A 16,842-nucleotide genomic window follows, 5' to 3' on the forward strand; every position below is an offset into this window, starting at 1 on the left:
GTCGAAACCCTAGAACCACTTGTCGGCGATGTGGTCGGCGACGATGCGTCGGATCGTGCCCGAGCGGCTGCGCAGAACCAGGCTCTCCGTGCGGATGATGGGGCCCTTCTTTCGTACCCCGGCGACCAGGCCGCCATCCGTCACACCCGTCGCGACGAACATCGTGTTGTTGCCCCTGACCAGGTCGTCGGCCTCGTAGACGCGGTCCACGTCGAGGCCCGCGTCGATGGCGCGCTGCCGCTCCTCGTCGGTCTTCGGCAGCAGCCGCCCCTGAATGAGGCCGCCGAGCGCCTTGATGGCGCACGCCGTGACGATGCCCTCCGGGCTTCCGCCGACACCGACGCACATGTCTGTTCGCGTCTCGTAGCGGGCCGCGTTGATGCCGCCGGCCACATCGCCGTCGAGAAGCAGACGGGTGCCGGCACCGGCGGCGCGGATCTCCTCGATCAGACCGACGTGCCTCGGTCGGTCGAGCACGGCGACCTTGATGTCGGAGACATCCTTGCCCTTGGCCTTCGCCAGCGCGCGGATGTTGTCGCCGATCGGACGGTCGATGTCGATCACTCCGATGCCCTCGGGTCCGGTGACGATCTTGTCCATGTAGAAGACGCTCGACGCGTCGAGCATCGTGCCCCGGTCGGAGACGGCGATGACGGAGAGAGCGTTCTGGCGCCCCGCGGCCGTGAGGCTGGTTCCGTCGATCGGGTCGACCGCGATATCGCATGCCGGGCCGCGACCGTTGCCGACGTGCTCTCCGTTGAAGAGCATCGGGGCCTCGTCCTTCTCGCCCTCACCGATCACGACGACGCCATCGAAGTTCACCGTGGTGAGGAAGGCGCGCATGGCGTCGACGGCCGCGCCGTCGGCGGCGAGCTTGTCACCACGACCGATGAAGGGGTACGCCCGAATGGAGGCGGCCTCCGTCGCGCGCACCAGCTCCATTGCCAGGTTGCGATCGGGGTGCAGGTAGAGGGCGTCGTTTTCGGTATTCGTCATTGCAGACCTCACAGAATTCGGTGCCATGTGACGGCTCCTGTCGCGCGTCATCGCCTGGCTTCTCCAGAGTACCGGTGGGTGTCTCCCCTAGGATGAAGTCGCGTAGACACAAGGAGAAACCATGCCCATCGCAACGCCTGACCAGTACGCCCAGATGCTCGACACCGCGAAAGCGAAGGGGTTCGCGTATCCCGCGTTCAACGTGTCGTCGTCACAGACCCTCAACGCCGTCCTCCAGGGACTGACCGAGGCCGAATCCGACGGCATCATCCAGGTCACGACAGGCGGCGCGGACTACTTCGCCGGCCACACGCGCACCGGAGCTCGCGCCACGGGAGCACTGGCCTTCGCGGCGTTCGCCCACGAGGTCGCCAAGAACTACCCGGTGACCGTTGCGCTGCACACCGATCACTGCCCGAAGAACGCGCTCGAGAGCTTCGTGCTTCCGCTGATCGCCGCATCCGAGGCCGAGGTCAAGGCCGGCCGCAACCCGATCTTCCAGTCGCACATGTGGGACGGATCGGCCGTTCCCCTTGCGGAGAACCTCGAGATCGCCCAGGACATCATCGCGCGCACCCGCGCCATCAACGCCATTCTCGAAGTCGAGATCGGCGTCGTCGGCGGCGAGGAGGACGGTGTCAGCCATGACATCAACGAGCACCTCTACACGACGGTCGATGATGCGATCGCCACGGTCGAGGCCCTCGGTCTCGGCGACAAGGGTCGCTACATGGCCGCCCTCACCTTCGGCAACGTGCACGGCGTCTACAAGCCCGGCAACGTGAAGCTCCGTCCGGAACTCCTGAAGGAGATCCAGGACGGCGTGCAGGCCAAGTACGGCACCGGCCCGCTGCCCTTCGACCTCGTCTTCCACGGCGGTTCGGGATCGACGGATGCCGAGATCTCCGAGGCTGTGGCGAACGGCGTCATCAAGATGAACATCGACACCGACACGCAGTACGCGTTCAGCCGTTCGGTGGCCGACACCGTTCTCAAGAACTACGACGGCTTCCTCAAGGTCGACGGAGAGGTCGGAAACAAGAAGGTCTACGACCCTCGCTCGTGGGGCAAGCTGGCCGAGACGGCCATGGCCGCCCGTGTCATCGAGTCGACCCACCAGCTCGGCTCCGCCGGCAACTCGGGAAAGTAGACCCACAGAAGATGGCAGACGACCGGCCCACTCCTCGCTACGGCGAACTCGCGCCCGAGGGGTGGGTCTGGTCCGACGCTCCTCAACCGGAAGACCCTGAACCGCAGACCGAAGAGCCTTCAGCGCCGAAGCCCTACCGCGTCGTGGACGCGTCGATCTCGGTGTTCCTGCTTGTGACCGCAGTGATGTTCAGCTCGTCGAGCGTTCCGTCGCTCTTCGGCCTGCGCAGCACGATCGACATGTTCTATGCGGATCGCGGCTTGGGCGAATACGGCGGCGGATCGGCGGTCGACATCGCGGGTGCCGTGGCGGCAATCGCTCAGCTCGTGCTTCTCGCGGCCACGATCTGGCTCACGGTGCGGCTGATCGGTCAGCGTCGCAGGTCGTGGCCCGTGCCGCTGCTGATGGGCGCGCTCACCCTCATCGTGACATTCGGATGCCTCGTGCTGGCCCTGGTCGCCGACCCCGGCCTGCTGGCGTCGATCAGTTCGAGCTGATCCGACCGCCGAGGGCCCGGGCGTCGTTCTTGCCGGTCATGTCTTTGCGGAGCTCCTTCGGCAGGGAGAAGATCAGGTCTTCCTCAGCCGTGATGACCGTCTCGATGTCGCCGTATCCGGCGCCGGCCAGCTCGTCGAGAAGATCCTGCACCAGAACCTCGGGCACGGACGCGCCGCTCGTGACTCCAACGGTGTTGACGCCGTCGAGCCACTCCTGCTTGACCTCGTGCGCGTAGTCGACGCGGTAAGCGGCCTTGGCGCCGTACTCGAGTGCGACCTCGACGAGGCGCACGGAGTTGGACGAATTCGCCGAGCCCACCACGATGACGAGGTCGGCATTCACAGCGACCTTCTTGATGGCCACCTGGCGGTTCTGGGTCGCGTAGCAGATGTCGTCGCTGGGCGGGTCTTGAAGATTCGGGAACCGCGCACGCAGGCGGTTCACCGTCTCCATGGTCTCGTCGACCGACAGGGTGGTCTGAGACAGCCAGACGACCTTGTCGGGGTCGCGGACCACGACGGTGTCGGCCTCGGCAGGGCTGCCGACGAGCGTCGTGTGCTCGGGCGCCTCTCCAGCCGTGCCCTCGACCTCTTCGTGACCCTCGTGCCCGATGAGCAGGATCTCGAAGTCGTCGCGGGCGAAGCGCACGGCTTCACGGTGCACCTTGGTGACGAGGGGGCAGGTGGCGTCGATCGCCTGGAGGCCGCGGTCGGCGGCTCCCTGCACGACGGCCGGCGAGACACCGTGGGCGCTGAACACCACGTGAGCTCCCGGTGGAACCTCGTCGACCTCCTCGACGAAGATCGCTCCGCGCTTCTCGAGGGTCTGCACGACGTGGATGTTGTGCACGATCTGCTTGCGCACGTACACAGGGGCGCCGTAGTGCTCGAGCGCTTTCTCGACCGCGACGACCGCGCGGTCCACTCCTGCACAGTAGCCTCGGGGCGCTGCGAGCAGCACCTTCTTCTCCCCGGTGACGGGGGTATCCTTTAGCCTGTTTCGTACGCCGGGAATCCTCGGCATCGGCAGACTTATAGTGGCTTGGCTCACTCCTCCATGGTAACCGTGAAAACCGGGAGGTCGGCCGTCGACAGATCCACGCGCAGGGAGCACCCGCATGACAGACGCCCCGCAGGCCGGTGCGCCGGCGACTCTCGAGAACCCGTGGCCGGTCGCCCTGCTCTCCAGCAAGATCAAGGGGTATATCGACAGGCTCGGCACGGCGTGGGTCGAAGGGCAGATCACGCAGTGGGGTGTGTCGGGCGCGAATATCTACGGCAAACTGCGCGATGTCACCGACGATGTCACGATCGGCTTCACCATCTGGTCGAGCGTGCGCGGCCGCATTCCCGACGACCTCAAGCAGGGCGACCGGGTCGTGGCCCTCGTCAAGCCGAACTACTGGCTCAAGGGCGGAACGCTCACGATGCAGGTGTTCGAGATGCGGCATGTGGGGCTCGGCGACCTGCTCGAGCGACTCGAACGGCTGCGGCGACAACTCGCATCCGAGGGCCTGTTCGATGCCTCGCGAAAGAAGAGCCTGCCGTTTCTGCCGCATTGCGTGGGGTTGATCACCGGCAAAGACAGCGACGCCGAGAAAGACGTGCTGCGCAACGCGCAGCTTCGGTGGCCGTCGGTCGAATTCCGCGTGGTGCACGCTGCCGTTCAGGGTGACCGCACTCCTCGCGAGATCACGGCGGCCATCCAACAGCTCGACGCCGATCCCGAGGTCGACGTCATCATCATCGCGCGGGGCGGCGGTGACTTCCAGAACCTCCTCGGGTTCAGCGACGAGGGCGTCGTCCGTGCCGCCGCTGCCGCGACGACCCCGATCGTCAGTGCCATCGGCCACGAGGCCGACCGCCCCCTGCTCGACGAGGTGGCCGACCTCCGTGCCTCCACACCCACCGACGCGGCCAAACGCGTCGTGCCCGACGTGGCAGAAGAACTCTCCCGCGTCCTCCAAGCCAGGGCGAGACTGGGCGTGCGCATCAACCATGTGATCAAGAACGAGATCGACAGGCTCGGTCAGCTGCGCAGCAGACCCGTGCTTGCAGACTCGAGCTGGTTGATCGACGTGCGAAGCGAAGAACTCACCCGCTACGTGGCGCGGGGCAGCGAGCTCGCCTCCCGCATCGTCGAACGGGCAGACGACCGCACCCGGCAACTGGTCGCCCATCTGAGGGCGCTCTCGCCGCAACGCACCCTCGATCGTGGATACGCCATCGTGCAGCGCGACGGCGGGTCGATCGTGCGCGGCCGAGACGATGCGCCGAGCGGTGCCGGTCTCACGATCACGGTCTCCGACGGAGCGATCGGCGCCACCTCCACGGGTTCGCGAAGCCCACTCGCCGCCGCCACGGCCTCAACCGCAGAATAAGATTGGAACCATGCCCTCCACCGCGACAACTCCGTCGACAGAAGACATCGATGCTCTCAGCTACGAGCAGGCTCGCGACGAACTCGTGCGGGTCGTCACCGAACTCGAACAGGGCTCGTCGACCCTCGAGCAGTCCCTCGCCCTCTGGGAACGCGGCGAGGCGCTCGCCAGGCGATGCGAGCACTGGCTGATCGGCGCCAAGGCTCGGCTCGACGCCGCCCGCCAGTCGGTCTCCGAGTAACGCGAGGTGGCCCGCCGCGACCCGAAGCCCCGCCCCATTGTGGCGGAACTCGGGCGACCCGAGACGCCCGAGGAGGAGGCAGCCCGAAAGGCGCAGAACTCCAAGAACTATCGAGACAGCAAGACGATCCGAAACCTCTGGGTGGCCGTCGGCGTCACGGTCGGCATCGTCGCCCTCATCGTTCTCCTCGTTCCAAGAGACGATTCCTCCCGACTCCAGGCCGTCGATTACCGTGCGGTGGCGGTCAGCGCGCAGCGCACGCTCCCCGTGCCCCTCGCGGTGCCGGAGCTTCCCGACACGTGGACCTCGAACGTCGCGGAGATCCGAACGGCGAGCCTCGACGGGGTCACCTCGTGGTTCGTCGGGCTCATCACGCCGTCGAGGCAGTTCCTGTCGATCACGCAGGGCATCGACGCGAATCCGAGCTGGCTCGTCACCGAACTGAAGCAGACGTCGCCAACGGGCACCACCACGATCGACGGCATCGACTGGACCGTGTACGACAACCGCGATTCCGATCGCGACGTGGGAAATGTGAAATACGCTCTCACCACCGAGTCGGGCCGCAGCACCTTCATCGTCGCCGGCACGGCCACGCCCGAAGAAGCCGAGGCACTGGCGTCGACCATCACCGACGCGATCGAACAACAGACCACAGGGGCGACACCATGAGCGATTCAGCAAAGACACCGGCCAAGATCTGGGGCGAGATGGTTCGCGGCAACGAGCGATTCATCAACGGCACTCCGCGTCACCCTCGGCAAGATGTCGAGCGCAGGCACCAGATCGCCTCCGGGCAGGCTCCCAGAGCCGCACTCTTCGGCTGCAGCGATTCCCGCCTCGCGGCCGAGATCATCTTCGACAAGGGCCTCGGCGACCTCTTCGTCGTGCGAAATGCAGGCCAGGTCATCTCCGACTCCGTGCTCGGCAGCCTCGAATACGCCGTGGCCGTGCTCGGGGTCCCCCTGATCGTCGTCCTGGGCCATGACGAGTGCGGTGCCGTCGCCGCCGCCATCGAGTCGGTCGGTCCGGATGCGCCGCCGCTGCCCGTGCACATCCGCGGCATCATCGAGAAGATCACGCCCGCCGTGCACGCCGCCGAACACCACGGCGATGGCGCGATCGATGTCGACCCGTACGAGGTCGGCCGCCTGCACCTGCGCGACACCGTGCGAGAACTTCTCGAGAGTTCCGAGATGATCAGCGAGGCCGTCGCAGACGGCAGGCTCGCCATCGTCGGTGCCAACTATCGACTTGCTGAGGGCAGGGCTGTCGCCGATCTCGTCATCGGCTCTGTCTGACCCTCGGCGCCATACTCCGAATCACCGCCCACCCGGGCGAAACCCACAGGAAGGCAGGCCACACAGTGGTGGACACAGCAACCGGAACGAACGGAACCGACGAGTTCCGCATCGAGCACGACACGATGGGAGAGGTTCGCGTGCCCGTCGACGCCAAATACGGCGCTCAAACACAGCGTGCCGTCGAGAACTTCCCGATCTCCGGAGACCGGCTCGAGTCGGCTCAGATCTCTGCTCTCGCCCGTATCAAGAAGGCCGCAGCCCTGGCGAACGCCCAGCTCGGCGTGCTCGACCAGGCCATCGCGCAGTCGATCGCCTCTGCGGCCGACGAGGTCATCACGGGATCGCTCGACGACGAGTTCCCGATCGATGTCTACCAGACCGGCAGCGGCACCTCGTCGAACATGAACATGAACGAGGTCCTCAGCACCCTCGCCTCGGCCCGCCTGGGAAGCCCTGTGCACCCGAACGATCACGTCAACGCGTCGCAGTCGTCGAACGACGTCTTCCCCACCTCCGTGCACATCGCCGTCACGGGTGCGCTCATCACGCAGCTCATCCCCTCCCTCGAGCACCTCGCCGTCGCGCTCGAGGCGAAGGCCGAGCTGTGGAAGTCCGCGGTAAAGGCCGGGCGCACCCACCTGATGGACGCCACTCCCGTGACCCTCGGTCAGGAGTTCGGCGGCTACGCGCGGCAGGTACGGCTCGGCATCGAGCGTGTGCAGTCGGCGCTCCCCCGCGTCGCCGAGGTTCCCCTCGGAGGCACGGCGGTCGGAACGGGCATCAACACGCCGGCCGGATTCCCCCAGCTGGTCATCCGCCTGCTCGCAGAAGAGACCGGCTTGCCGATCACCGAGGCGCGCGACCATTTCGAGGCCCAGGGCGCGCGGGATTCGCTCGTCGAGGCATCCGGTGCGCTGCGCGTGCTCGCCGTGAGCCTCACCAAGATCTGCAACGACCTGCGCTGGATGGGTTCCGGCCCGAACGCGGGTCTGGGCGAGCTGCATATCCCCGACCTGCAGCCGGGATCGTCGATCATGCCCGGCAAGGTCAACCCCGTCATCCCCGAAGCCGTGCTGATGGTCTGCTCCCGGGTCATCGGCAACGATGCCAGCATCGCGTGGTCGGGTGCGTCCGGCGCATTCGAGCTCAACGTCGCGATCCCGATCATGGGAACCGCGCTCCTCGAGTCGATCCGCCTGCTGTCGAGCTCCTCCGTGCTTCTGGCAGACAAGGCCGTAGCCGGCCTCGAGGCCAACCTCGAGCATGCCCGCGCGCTCGCCGAGTCGTCGCCGTCGATCGTCACCCCGCTCAACCGCATCATCGGCTACGAGGCCGCAGCGAAGATCGCCAAGCACTCCGTCGCAAACAAGGTCACGGTTCGCGAGGCCGTCATCGAGCTCGGATTCGTGGAGCGGGGCGAGGTCACGCTCGACCAGCTCGATTCCGCGCTCGACGTGCTCTCGATGACGACGCCGCCCACGGCCTAGTTCCAGTAGAGGGCCAACGCGGCAAGCGTTCCGCCGTCGCGGATTGCTCCCGAGGCCATCGCGGCACGCAGTTCGTCGGGTGACGCCAAGCCGCTCGTCCAATGCTCTGCGGGCTCGAGGGTCGCCGTGCTCCACCCCGTGACCGGGCCGGCGAAGACGAAGCACTTCGACGCGGTGATGCCCGGGCATTCGAAGAACCAGCCGAGCGACCTCAGCTCGCCGACAGAGTAGCCGGTCTCCTCGAGCAGCTCCCGGCGTGCGGCGGCCTCGGCCTTCTCCGACGGCTCGAGGGCGCCCGACGGCAGCTCCATGTATTCGCCGGTTCCGGTCGTGTGCCGTGGACCTCGCACGATCACGAGCGAGCCGGCGTCGGTGACGGCGATCGCCATCGCGCTGTCTGCACGGCTGACCTCGAACCAGTCCTGCGGACCGACCTCGCTGTGCTCGACCTCGAACCACGGGTTGCGATGAACGGTCTGGCGACGCGTCGGCTTCGATTGGTCTGTCACGACACAGACACTACCGAAGCAGCCTGCGCGGCAAGCGCGACGATCACCGCCCAGAACGAGAGCAGAAGCACGGGCCCGAAGGCGATGCGCCTCGCCCGGTCTCGGCGGCGGCGAATTAGGATCGCGGCCGAGTAGACGCCACCCAGTACGAAAGCGAGCATCACGGCCGCGACGGCCGTCCATGGTGAGTCGAGCGACAGGCATCCGGCGATCACCGCCGTGAGCTTGACGTCGCCCATGCCGAGCCCGCCGAGGAGGTTCAGGGCGAGCATCGCCGCGACGAGAATCACCGTCGCAACAACGGCCGCAGTGGGGAACCGCCCGGATGCCACGGAGTACCAGACGACATCGACGAGTGCGGCCCCCAGGCCCGGCACGACGAGCGCGTTCGGCAGCCGTCTCAGTCGCACGTCGATGACGACGAGGCTCGGAGAGACAAGGGCGAGCCACAGTGCGGTGATCGATCCCGGAGCACCGCCGAGGGCCACCCACGCGAGGGCACCCAGAACGCCGACGACCAGCGCGTGGGCGGGGGTCCATGTCATGGCCCCACGGTAGCGAGGTGCGGGGCGGGCCGACCGGAGTTGTCCACAGGGGACCTCTCCGCATCAGCACCGCCCCGCGTCAGGGCCGTCAGGCCAGTTCGTTCGACTCCAGCATCTCGGTCACGAGCGCCGCGATCGCCGAGCGCTCCGAGCGCGTCAGGGTCATGTGCCCGAACAGAGGATGCCCCTTCAGCGTCTCGATCACCGACGCGACACCGTCGTGCCGCCCGACGCGCAGGTTGTCGCGCTGCGCCACATCGTGGGTGAGCACGACTCGCGAGTTCTGGCCGATGCGGCTCAGAACAGTGAGCAGCACGTTGCGTTCGAGCGACTGCGCCTCGTCGACGATCACGAAGGCGTCATGCAGCGACCGACCGCGGATGTGGGTGAGCGGAAGCACCTCGAGGATGTTGCGCTCGATCACCTCGTCGATCACGTTCTGCGACACGATCGAGCCGAGGGTGTCGAAGACCGCCTGCGCCCACGGGTTCATCTTCTCGGACGCGTCTCCCGGCAGGAAGCCGAGCTCCTGCCCGCCGACGGCGTAGAGAGGCCTGAACACCATGATCTTGCGGTGCTGCTGCTTCTCGAGAACGGCCTCGAGTCCCGCGCAGAGGGCCAGAGCCGACTTTCCCGTTCCGGCCCGACCTCCCAGCGAGATGATTCCGACCTCCGGGTCGAGCAGCATGTCGATGGCCACCCGCTGCTCGGCGGAACGACCGTGGAGCCCGAACACGTCGCGATCTCCGCGCACGAGACGGAAGCTCCTCTTGCCGGTGACACGTCCGAGCGCCGAACCGCGATCCGAGTGGATGACGAGACCCGTGTTCACGGGAATGCCGTCGACGAGGTCGGTCTCCATGGACTCCGCGTCGTAGAGCGACGACATCTGGTCCGATCCGAGGGTGATGTCCGCGAGCCCCGTCCAGCCCGAGTCGACGGCGAGCTCGGCCCTGTACTCCTCGGCTGCGAGGCCGATGGAGGCGGCCTTCACGCGCAGGGGCAGGTCCTTCGACACGACCGTCACGGCGAGTCCGTCGTTCGCCAGGTTGAGGGCGACGGCGAGGATGCGCGAGTCGTTGTCGTTCAGCTGGAGCCCCGACGGGAGCACCGACATGTTGGAGTGGTTCAGCTCGACGCGGAGGCTGCCTCCGTCGCCCACGGCGATCGGAAAGTCGAGCCGCTCGTGCAGGACGCGGAGTTCATCGAGGTTGCGCAGCGCCTGGCGGGCGAAGTATCCGATCTCCGGGTCGTTCCTCTTGGATTCGAGCTCGGTGATGACGATGACCGGTAGCACGACCGGATGTTCCGCGAAACGGAAGATCGCCTTCGGATCGGACAGCAGAACCGAGGTGTCCAGAACGTAGGTGCGTTCCTTCTGGTTCACGGCTGCCGGCGCCGAATCCGTCGTCCGCGTGCGGACTCCGGTGTCGGCTGACTGGTGGGAATTGCGATCGGCCACGACTACTCCAACCCCGAGCGCGATGCACTCGGATCACTGTGGCGAGTCGGCCCCTAAGCCTTTCTCAAGTCTCAGGTTTTCCTCGAGTCGTACTTATGTGGCCGACTCGACCAGGTGCCATACCTGATAAATGTTGACGCTACGTGCCGATATGTTTCCAGCGGTGACGACACGCCCCGAGTCCGGTTACGTTCATGTAAACGAGCGGGGTCGGGATGCCGTGGGCTCAGCCGCCGAAACGGCGGTGCCTGCGTGAGTAGTCGCGCAAGGCACGGAGGAAGTCGACCTCGCGGATGTCGGGTCCGAGCGCCTCCATGAAGTAGAACTCGCTGTGCGCGCTCTGCCAGAGCATGAAATCGCTGAGCCGCTGCTCGCCGGAGGTTCGGATGACCAGGTCGGGATCGCGCTGGCCACCGGTGTAGAGATGTTCGGCAATGAGCTCCTGGTCGATGCTCTCGGCCAGGTCTTCGAGCGTGTGGCCCTGCTCCTGGTGGGCCCGGATGATGCTGCGCACCGCATCGGCGATCTCGGTGCGCCCCCCGTAGCCGACGGCGAGGTTCACGTGCAGACCGGTGTGGCCCGCCGTGCGCTCCTCGGCCTCGTCGAGCGCGGAGACGAGTGCCGGAGGAAGGCCCAGGTCGCTGCCGACGTGCTTGATCCGCCAGTCTCTGAAGTGCGACAGTGCGCCGGCCAGCTCGGCGATGATGTCGACGAGCTCGTCGAGCTCGTCTTTCTTACGGCTGGTGAGGTTGTCTGTCGAAAGCAGGTAGAGCGTGACGACCTTGATTCCGAGGTCGTCGCACCAGACGAGGAACTCGCGCATCTTGGCGGCGCCCGCTCGATGCCCGTGCGCGGCAGTGCCGAGCAGGCGCTGTTTGGCCCAGCGGCGGTTGCCGTCGATGATCATCGCGACGTGGTGCGGCAGAGCCTCGACGGCGAGTTCGCGCCGCAGTCTCTTCTGGTAGAGGCCGTAGAGAAAGCCGCTGCCCCGGGGATTCTCTTCGATGGACACACGGATACGCTACCCGTCTTCCGGCGCGTACGCTGGTGCCATGCCCGAGCCCGACCTTCCGAGGATCCCCCTTCTCGACGACGCCCTCGAACACCCCGTCGAAGTCAAGCCCACGTGGCGCGGCTGGATCCACGCCGGTACGTTCCCGCTCGCCATCGTGGGCGGCATCGTGCTCATCGTGCTCGCGGACGGCGCGGCGGCGAAGGCGGCCAGCGCCGTGTTCATGGCCACGTCACTGCTGCTGTTCGGAAACTCCGCGCTCTACCACCGCTTCAACTGGAAGCCGCGCATGAAGCGGCTGCTCAAGCGCATCGACCACGCCAACATCTTCCTGCTGATCGCCGGAACCTACACCCCGATCGCCGTGCTGGCCCTGCCGCCCGACAAGGGCATCCTGCTCCTGTGTCTCGTGTGGGCGGGCGCACTGTTCGGCATCGGATTCCGAGTGTTCTGGATCGACGCACCGCGCTGGCTCTACGTGATGCTCTACCTCGTGCTCAGCTGGGCCGCGGTCATGTATCTGGGCGACCTATTGGCCACGAATGCCGTCATGATGCTCCTCGTGCTCATCGGAGGCCTCTGCTATACCGTCGGCGCCGTGGTCTACGCGCTGAAACGGCCCAACCCGTTCCCCGGTCGATTCGGCTTCCACGAGATCTTCCACGCGCTCACCCTGGTGGCGTTCCTCTGCCACTGGACGGCGATCCTGCTGATCGTGCTGAAGCCCGCCTACGGCAACTGACTCGTGTCGTCGGCATCCAGAGCCTCCTGCTCGAGCTGCCGGCGCACCTGTTCGCGGTAGTTCACGCGGCGTACGCGGCGCACCATGTCGATCACCAGCAGGATCACGATGGCGGCCACGCCGAAGGTGGCGATGAATCCGATGAATCCCGGAGTCACGGTGTCGGGGTCGAACTGAGGCTGGTCGCCGGCGCTCAGCAGAGCGGTCGTGACCGTCGCAGCGACGTGATCAAAGCCGTACATCGTCGTCCTCGATTCCGGCGAACAGGTCGCCTTCGGGCATGGTCGTCTCGACGGTCGATCTCACCAGCTGGTAGTCCTCGAACGGCCAGGCCTTCTGCTGCAGTTCGTTGGGCCAGAAGAAGAACGGGCTGTCGGGCGACACCTGGCTGGCATGAGCCCGCAGAGCGTTGTCGCGCACGTCGAAGAAGGGGCCGGCGGGAACCTGGGTCGTAGCGAGGAACGGGCTCTCCGTCATCCACGAGCGCATCTCGGTCATGGATGCGATGAGCGGGCTCTCGGGGTCTGTCGCGACGATCTCGTCGTAGACGGCACGCATGCGCTGGTAGCTGAAGATGCGGTCGTAGTAGAGCTTGGAGACTCCCCACGGTTCGCCCGCGTCGGGGTAGGCGGCGGCATCGGACGCCGCCTCGAGGGCGCGCACCGAGATCTCGTGACACCGGATGTGGTCGGGGTGTGGATAGCCGCCGTTCTCGTCGTAGGTGATCAGCACCTGCGGCTTGAACTCGCGGATGAGGTGCACGAGGGGCTCGGCCGAGATCTCGACGGGGATGGCCGCGAACGCGTTCGCCGGAAGCGGCTCGCCCTCATCGGGCAGCCCGGAGTCGGCGTAGCCCAGCCAGCGGTGCTCGAAGCCGACCGCCTTCTGGGCGGCCTGCATCTCATAGCGGCGCAGGCCGGCCATGTCTCTTTCGGCGTGACGACGCTCCGCCAGCGACTCGTTCAGGATGCTGCCGCGCTCTCCCCCGGTGCAGCTCACCACCATGACCTCGACACCGCGGTCGAGGTAATAGGCGTAGGTCGCCGCGCCCTTGCTCGATTCGTCATCGGGGTGGGCGTGCACGGCCATCAGGCGCAGCGTCATCGGTCTCATCTCCACAGCTTTGCCGATTAGCCTAGACATCTAAGCCAACACCTAAGACTAATCGCTGCTTCGAGAGGCGCCCATTCCGTGACGCGTGACGACCTTGCCATCCGCTACGGGCGAACGCGCGTCAATTCACGACGCACTCGCCTCGTCGCACTCGTGACGGCGGCCGTGTTCGCCGTCGTGCTCGTCGGCTGGGTGGTGTGGGCTGGGCTCGACAACTCCAGCGCGGAGCTCGAGGCGAAGGACACGGGGCACACGGTGATCGACGAGCACTCGGTCTCGATCGACTTCCTGCTCACCGTTCCTCGGGGCTCCACGGCGAGCTGCGCGCTGCAGGCGCAGAGCGCGAAGTTCGCGATCGTGGGGTGGAAGATCGTCGACATCCCTGCATCCGACAAGGCGACACGAGGCATCACGGAGACGATCCGCACGACAGAGCAGTCGGTCACAGGTTTGATTTACCGCTGCTGGCTCACCTAGGCTCGTCTTCTATGCCCGGGAGATTTCCCGGGCCATATTTACGGGCAAATATCCGTACAGAGGGAGTTCCCATGGCAGACGAAGCAGCCCAGGTCACATGGCTGACCCAGGAGGCCTACGACCGCCTCACGAATGAGCTCGAGGAGCTCAGTGGGTTCGGCCGCACCGACATCGCCAAGAAGATCGAGATGGCCCGCGAAGAGGGCGACCTGAAGGAGAACGGCGGCTACCACGCCGCCAAAGAAGAGCAGGGCAAGATGGAGGCTCGCATCCGCCAGCTGACCCTGCTGCTGCGCACTGCCGAGGTCGGCGAGATTCCCGAGAGCCACGGCGTGGTCGAGGGCGGCACCGTCATCACCGCGCTCGTCGCGGGAGACGAGACCGTCTTTCTTCTCGGCAACCGCGAGATCGCCGGCGACAACGACCTCGACGTGTGGAGCGAGTCCAGCCCCCTGGGCCAGGCGATCCTGGGCCTGAAGGTGGGCGACAAGACTTCGTTCGTCGGCCCGACCGGTCGCAACATCGATGTCGAGATCGTCAAGGTCGAGACCTACCGCGCCTGATCAGTCATCGCTGATGCGCGGGTCGTAGCCCGCTTCGCGCAGCATGTCGAGAACCTGCTGCCGGTGCTCGGGCCCGCGCGTCTCGACGCTCAGCTCGAGCTCCACCTCGCTGATCTGCAGCCCCTTGCCGTGCCGGGTGTGCAACACCTCGAGCACGTTGGCGTTCGCCTCGGCGAGCAGCTCGGAGGTGCGCGCCAGCTGGCCGGGGCGGTCGGGAAGCATGATGCGCATCTTGAGGTATCTGTCTGATGCGGCGAGACCGTAGTTGATGAGCCTCAGCATGAGCAGCGGGTCGATGTTGCCGCCCGAGAGGATGACGACGGTCGGCCCCGTCGCCGTGACCTGGCCCGACAGGATTGCGGCAACGCCGACGGCGCCCGCGGGCTCGACGACCTGCTTGGCCCGCTCGAGGAGCACCAGCAGCGCCTTCGCCATGTCTGCCTCGGAAACCGTGACGACCTCGTCGACCAGCTCCTTCACGATGGCGAAATTGAGGATGCCCGGCTTGGCGACGTGGATTCCGTCGGCCATGGTGGGCGACGTCGTGATCTGCGTGGGCTCGCCCGCGGCGAGGGAGGGCGGGTAGGCCGCGGCGTTGGCGGCCTGCACGCCGATGACCCGGATCGTGCGTCCCTCGAGCTCGGCTCGTCGCTTGAGCGCCGAGGCGACGCCCGAGATGAGACCGCCCCCGCCGATGGGAACGATCACGGTCTCGACGTCGGGAACCTGATCGAGGATCTCGAGCCCGAGCGTCGACTGCCCGAGCACGATGTCGGGATGATCGAACGGCGGGATGAAGACGGCGCCCGTGCTCTCGGCGAACTCGGCCGCGGCCCGCAGGGCCTCCTCGACGCTGTGGCCGCGCAGCACGACATCGGCGCCGTACTGCTTGGTGGCCTGCAGCTTGGGCAGCGGAACGCCGAGCGGCATGAAGATGGTCGCCGAGATGCCCAGTTCGCGCGCCGCGAAGGCAACACCCTGGGCGTGGTTGCCGGCCGACGCCGCAACGACTCCGCGCACCTGCTCGTCGGGCGAGAGACGGGAGAGCCTGTTGTAGGCCCCGCGGATCTTGTACGACCCCGTGCGCTGCAGATGCTCGCACTTGAGGTAGACGGGCGCACCCAGCTCTGTGCTGAGGAAGCGCGACGTCTCCATCGGAGTGGGGTCGACGATGCGGGAGACCCGCTCGCGGGCATCCATCATGTCGTCGAGCGTCGGAACCGCGGTGACCACGGGCTGCGTGAGTGAGTCAGTCATTCGAGAACGATGTCTTTCGGTTTCGAGAGGGGAGGTCGCCAGTCGCCCCGGGCGATGTAGCCGATCATCACGTTGAGCACGGCGACGATCGGAACGGCGAACAGGGCTCCGGGGATTCCCGCGACGACCGAGCCTCCGGCCACGGCGAGAACAACGGCGAGGGGGTGCACCTTCACCGCGGTGCCCATGACGAGGGGCTGCAGTACGTGGCCCTCGATCTGCTGAACGAGCAGAACGATGCCGAGCATGATGAGCGCGACGACCCAGCCGTTGTAGACCAGCGCGATGAAGACCGCGAGTGCCCCGGTGGCGACGGCGCCGATCACGGGAATGAACGATCCCAGGAAGACCAGGACGGCGATGGGGATGGCCAGGGGCAGTTGGAGGATCGCGGCTCCCGCGCCGATGCCGATGGCGTCGATGGTGGCCACGAGGATCTGCACCTTGATGAAGTTCTGCAGCGTCAGCCATCCGGCCTTGCCGGCGCCATCGAGTGCCGCGCGTGCGCGGCGCGGGAAGACGCGCACGATCCACGCCCAGATTCCCTTGCCGTCGATCAGGATGAAGAGCGTCGAGAAGAGAGTCAGGAGCACGCCGGCGAAGAGCTCGGTCACCGTCGATCCCACCGACACGGCTCCGGAGAGCAGCGCCGACGAGTCGGCCTGGAGGAACGAGAGCGCCTGGGAGAGGTAGGCGGAGAGATCACTGTCCGAGACGTTGAACGGCGGCTGCGTCAGCCAGTCCCTGAGGTCGTGGGCGCTCGCGACGGTCTGGTCGCGCAGATCGCCGAAGCCGGCGCGAACCTGGGCGACGACGAGGAAGATGAGGGCGGCCACGATGACCAGCGTTCCCAGCTCCGCCACAGCGATCGCGAGCCACTTGGGCCACCGATGTGCGACGAGCCAGTTCTTCAGGGGAACGAGGAGTGCCGAGAGCAGGGTCGCCACGAGAAGCGGGATGACGAGGAGCCTGAGGTACGAGACCAGGAAGAACAGCACGGCCAGTGCGCCGGCTATTGCAAGCAGTCGCCACGACCAGGCCCCCGCGATGCGGAGCCCGGGAGGCACCGCGGCATCATTCACGTCAGGCTCGGACATGTCCTTATT

Annotated in this window: 20 protein-coding genes; 10 read left to right on the top strand and 10 right to left on the bottom strand. The window is 66.5% G+C overall.

Annotation, left to right across the window (positions count from 1 at the left end; all coding sequences use genetic code 11):
• Positions 1-9: 9 nt before the first annotated feature.
• Positions 10-996, bottom strand: a complete 987-nt coding sequence (gene glpX / locus ASF06_RS12115) for a class II fructose-bisphosphatase (protein ID WP_055947350.1) — start codon at positions 994-996, stop codon at positions 10-12.
• A gap of 121 nt (positions 997-1,117) precedes the next feature.
• Between glpX and fbaA the strand changes: the two genes are divergently transcribed.
• Complete coding sequence (fbaA, locus tag ASF06_RS12120; protein WP_055930005.1) at positions 1,118-2,146, top strand: class II fructose-bisphosphate aldolase; 1,029 nt, start codon at positions 1,118-1,120, stop codon at positions 2,144-2,146.
• An 11-nt stretch (positions 2,147-2,157) separates the two neighbouring features.
• Positions 2,158-2,643 carry a DUF6264 family protein gene (locus ASF06_RS12125; protein ID WP_157439194.1) on the top strand — a complete coding sequence of 162 codons (486 nt, stop codon included), beginning with the start codon at positions 2,158-2,160 and terminating at the stop codon, positions 2,641-2,643.
• Here the strand turns inward: ASF06_RS12125 and ASF06_RS12130 are convergent.
• Positions 2,630-3,667, bottom strand: a complete 1,038-nt coding sequence (locus ASF06_RS12130) for a 4-hydroxy-3-methylbut-2-enyl diphosphate reductase (RefSeq protein WP_055947356.1) — start codon at positions 3,665-3,667, stop codon at positions 2,630-2,632. The two genes, ASF06_RS12125 and ASF06_RS12130, sit on opposite strands and share 14 nt — an antisense overlap.
• Positions 3,668-3,761: 94 nt before the next feature.
• On the opposite strand from ASF06_RS12130, the gene xseA reads away from it, so the two are divergent.
• The 5 genes from xseA (at position 3,762) to ASF06_RS12155 (ending at position 8,056) form a co-directional block, all read left to right on the top strand.
• Positions 3,762-5,024: an exodeoxyribonuclease VII large subunit gene (gene xseA, locus ASF06_RS12135; RefSeq protein ID WP_055947360.1), complete on the top strand. Its 1,263-nt coding sequence runs from the start codon at positions 3,762-3,764 to the stop codon at positions 5,022-5,024.
• 10 nt (positions 5,025-5,034) lie between these two features.
• Complete coding sequence (locus ASF06_RS12140) at positions 5,035-5,265, top strand: exodeoxyribonuclease VII small subunit (RefSeq protein WP_055947363.1); 231 nt, start codon at positions 5,035-5,037, stop codon at positions 5,263-5,265.
• A 6-nt stretch (positions 5,266-5,271) separates the two neighbouring features.
• Positions 5,272-5,937, top strand: a complete 666-nt coding sequence (locus ASF06_RS12145; RefSeq protein ID WP_055947366.1) for a DUF4245 domain-containing protein — start codon at positions 5,272-5,274, stop codon at positions 5,935-5,937.
• Entirely contained in the window at positions 5,934-6,566 is a 633-nt protein-coding gene (locus tag ASF06_RS12150) for a carbonic anhydrase (RefSeq protein ID WP_055947369.1), read from the top strand. The genes ASF06_RS12145 and ASF06_RS12150 overlap by 4 nt, the downstream gene beginning before the upstream one ends.
• A gap of 65 nt (positions 6,567-6,631) precedes the next feature.
• The gene (locus ASF06_RS12155) at positions 6,632-8,056 is read left to right on the top strand and encodes a class II fumarate hydratase (RefSeq protein WP_082500906.1); all 1,425 of its coding nucleotides are present in this window, start codon (positions 6,632-6,634) and stop codon (positions 8,054-8,056) included.
• Here the strand turns inward: ASF06_RS12155 and ASF06_RS12160 are convergent.
• The 4 genes from ASF06_RS12160 to ASF06_RS12175 all read right to left on the bottom strand — a co-directional run bounded on the left by ASF06_RS12160 (position 8,053) and on the right by ASF06_RS12175 (position 11,584).
• On the bottom strand, positions 8,053-8,565 hold the full coding sequence (locus ASF06_RS12160) for an NUDIX hydrolase (RefSeq protein WP_055947372.1): 513 nt from the start codon (positions 8,563-8,565) through the stop codon (positions 8,053-8,055). The two genes, ASF06_RS12155 and ASF06_RS12160, sit on opposite strands and share 4 nt — an antisense overlap.
• On the bottom strand, positions 8,562-9,110 hold the full coding sequence (locus ASF06_RS12165) for a prepilin peptidase (RefSeq protein ID WP_055947374.1): 549 nt from the start codon (positions 9,108-9,110) through the stop codon (positions 8,562-8,564). The genes ASF06_RS12160 and ASF06_RS12165 overlap by 4 nt, the downstream gene beginning before the upstream one ends.
• Before the next feature lie 88 nt (positions 9,111-9,198).
• The gene (locus tag ASF06_RS12170; protein WP_055948429.1) at positions 9,199-10,497 is read right to left on the bottom strand and encodes a PhoH family protein; all 1,299 of its coding nucleotides are present in this window, start codon (positions 10,495-10,497) and stop codon (positions 9,199-9,201) included.
• A gap of 301 nt (positions 10,498-10,798) precedes the next feature.
• Positions 10,799-11,584, bottom strand: coding sequence for an isoprenyl transferase (locus ASF06_RS12175; protein WP_055947377.1), 786 nt, complete (start codon positions 11,582-11,584; stop codon positions 10,799-10,801).
• 40 nt (positions 11,585-11,624) lie between these two features.
• On the opposite strand from ASF06_RS12175, the gene trhA reads away from it, so the two are divergent.
• Positions 11,625-12,326, top strand: coding sequence for a PAQR family membrane homeostasis protein TrhA (trhA, locus tag ASF06_RS12180; protein WP_055947380.1), 702 nt, complete (start codon positions 11,625-11,627; stop codon positions 12,324-12,326).
• Here trhA and ASF06_RS12185 read toward each other — a convergent pair.
• Together ASF06_RS12185 and mca are read right to left on the bottom strand one after the other, a co-directional pair.
• On the bottom strand, positions 12,314-12,568 hold the full coding sequence (locus tag ASF06_RS12185; protein ID WP_082479817.1) for a hypothetical protein: 255 nt from the start codon (positions 12,566-12,568) through the stop codon (positions 12,314-12,316). The genes trhA and ASF06_RS12185 overlap by 13 nt on opposite strands.
• Complete coding sequence (mca, locus tag ASF06_RS12190) at positions 12,555-13,430, bottom strand: mycothiol conjugate amidase Mca (protein ID WP_200920368.1); 876 nt, start codon at positions 13,428-13,430, stop codon at positions 12,555-12,557. Before mca ends, ASF06_RS12185 begins: the two co-directional genes overlap by 14 nt.
• 87 nt (positions 13,431-13,517) lie before the next feature.
• On the opposite strand from mca, the gene ASF06_RS12195 reads away from it, so the two are divergent.
• Positions 13,518-13,916, top strand: a complete 399-nt coding sequence (locus ASF06_RS12195) for a DUF4307 domain-containing protein (protein ID WP_055947384.1) — start codon at positions 13,518-13,520, stop codon at positions 13,914-13,916.
• 71 nt (positions 13,917-13,987) lie between these two features.
• Positions 13,988-14,479, top strand: coding sequence for a transcription elongation factor GreA (gene greA / locus ASF06_RS12200; RefSeq protein ID WP_055930046.1), 492 nt, complete (start codon positions 13,988-13,990; stop codon positions 14,477-14,479).
• On the opposite strand, the gene ilvA is transcribed toward greA, so the two are convergent.
• Together ilvA and ASF06_RS12210 are read right to left on the bottom strand one after the other, a co-directional pair.
• On the bottom strand, positions 14,480-15,736 hold the full coding sequence (gene ilvA / locus ASF06_RS12205; protein WP_055947396.1) for a threonine ammonia-lyase: 1,257 nt from the start codon (positions 15,734-15,736) through the stop codon (positions 14,480-14,482). It lies immediately after the preceding gene.
• Positions 15,733-16,833 (bottom strand): AI-2E family transporter, encoded by a 1,101-nt coding sequence (locus ASF06_RS12210; protein ID WP_082500910.1) that lies wholly within the window; start codon positions 16,831-16,833, stop codon positions 15,733-15,735. Before ASF06_RS12210 ends, ilvA begins: the two co-directional genes overlap by 4 nt.
• Positions 16,834-16,842: the final 9 nt, after the last annotated feature.

This window comes from Agreia sp. Leaf244 (assembly GCF_001422695.1).
Lineage (GTDB): Bacteria > Actinomycetota > Actinomycetes > Actinomycetales > Microbacteriaceae > Agreia.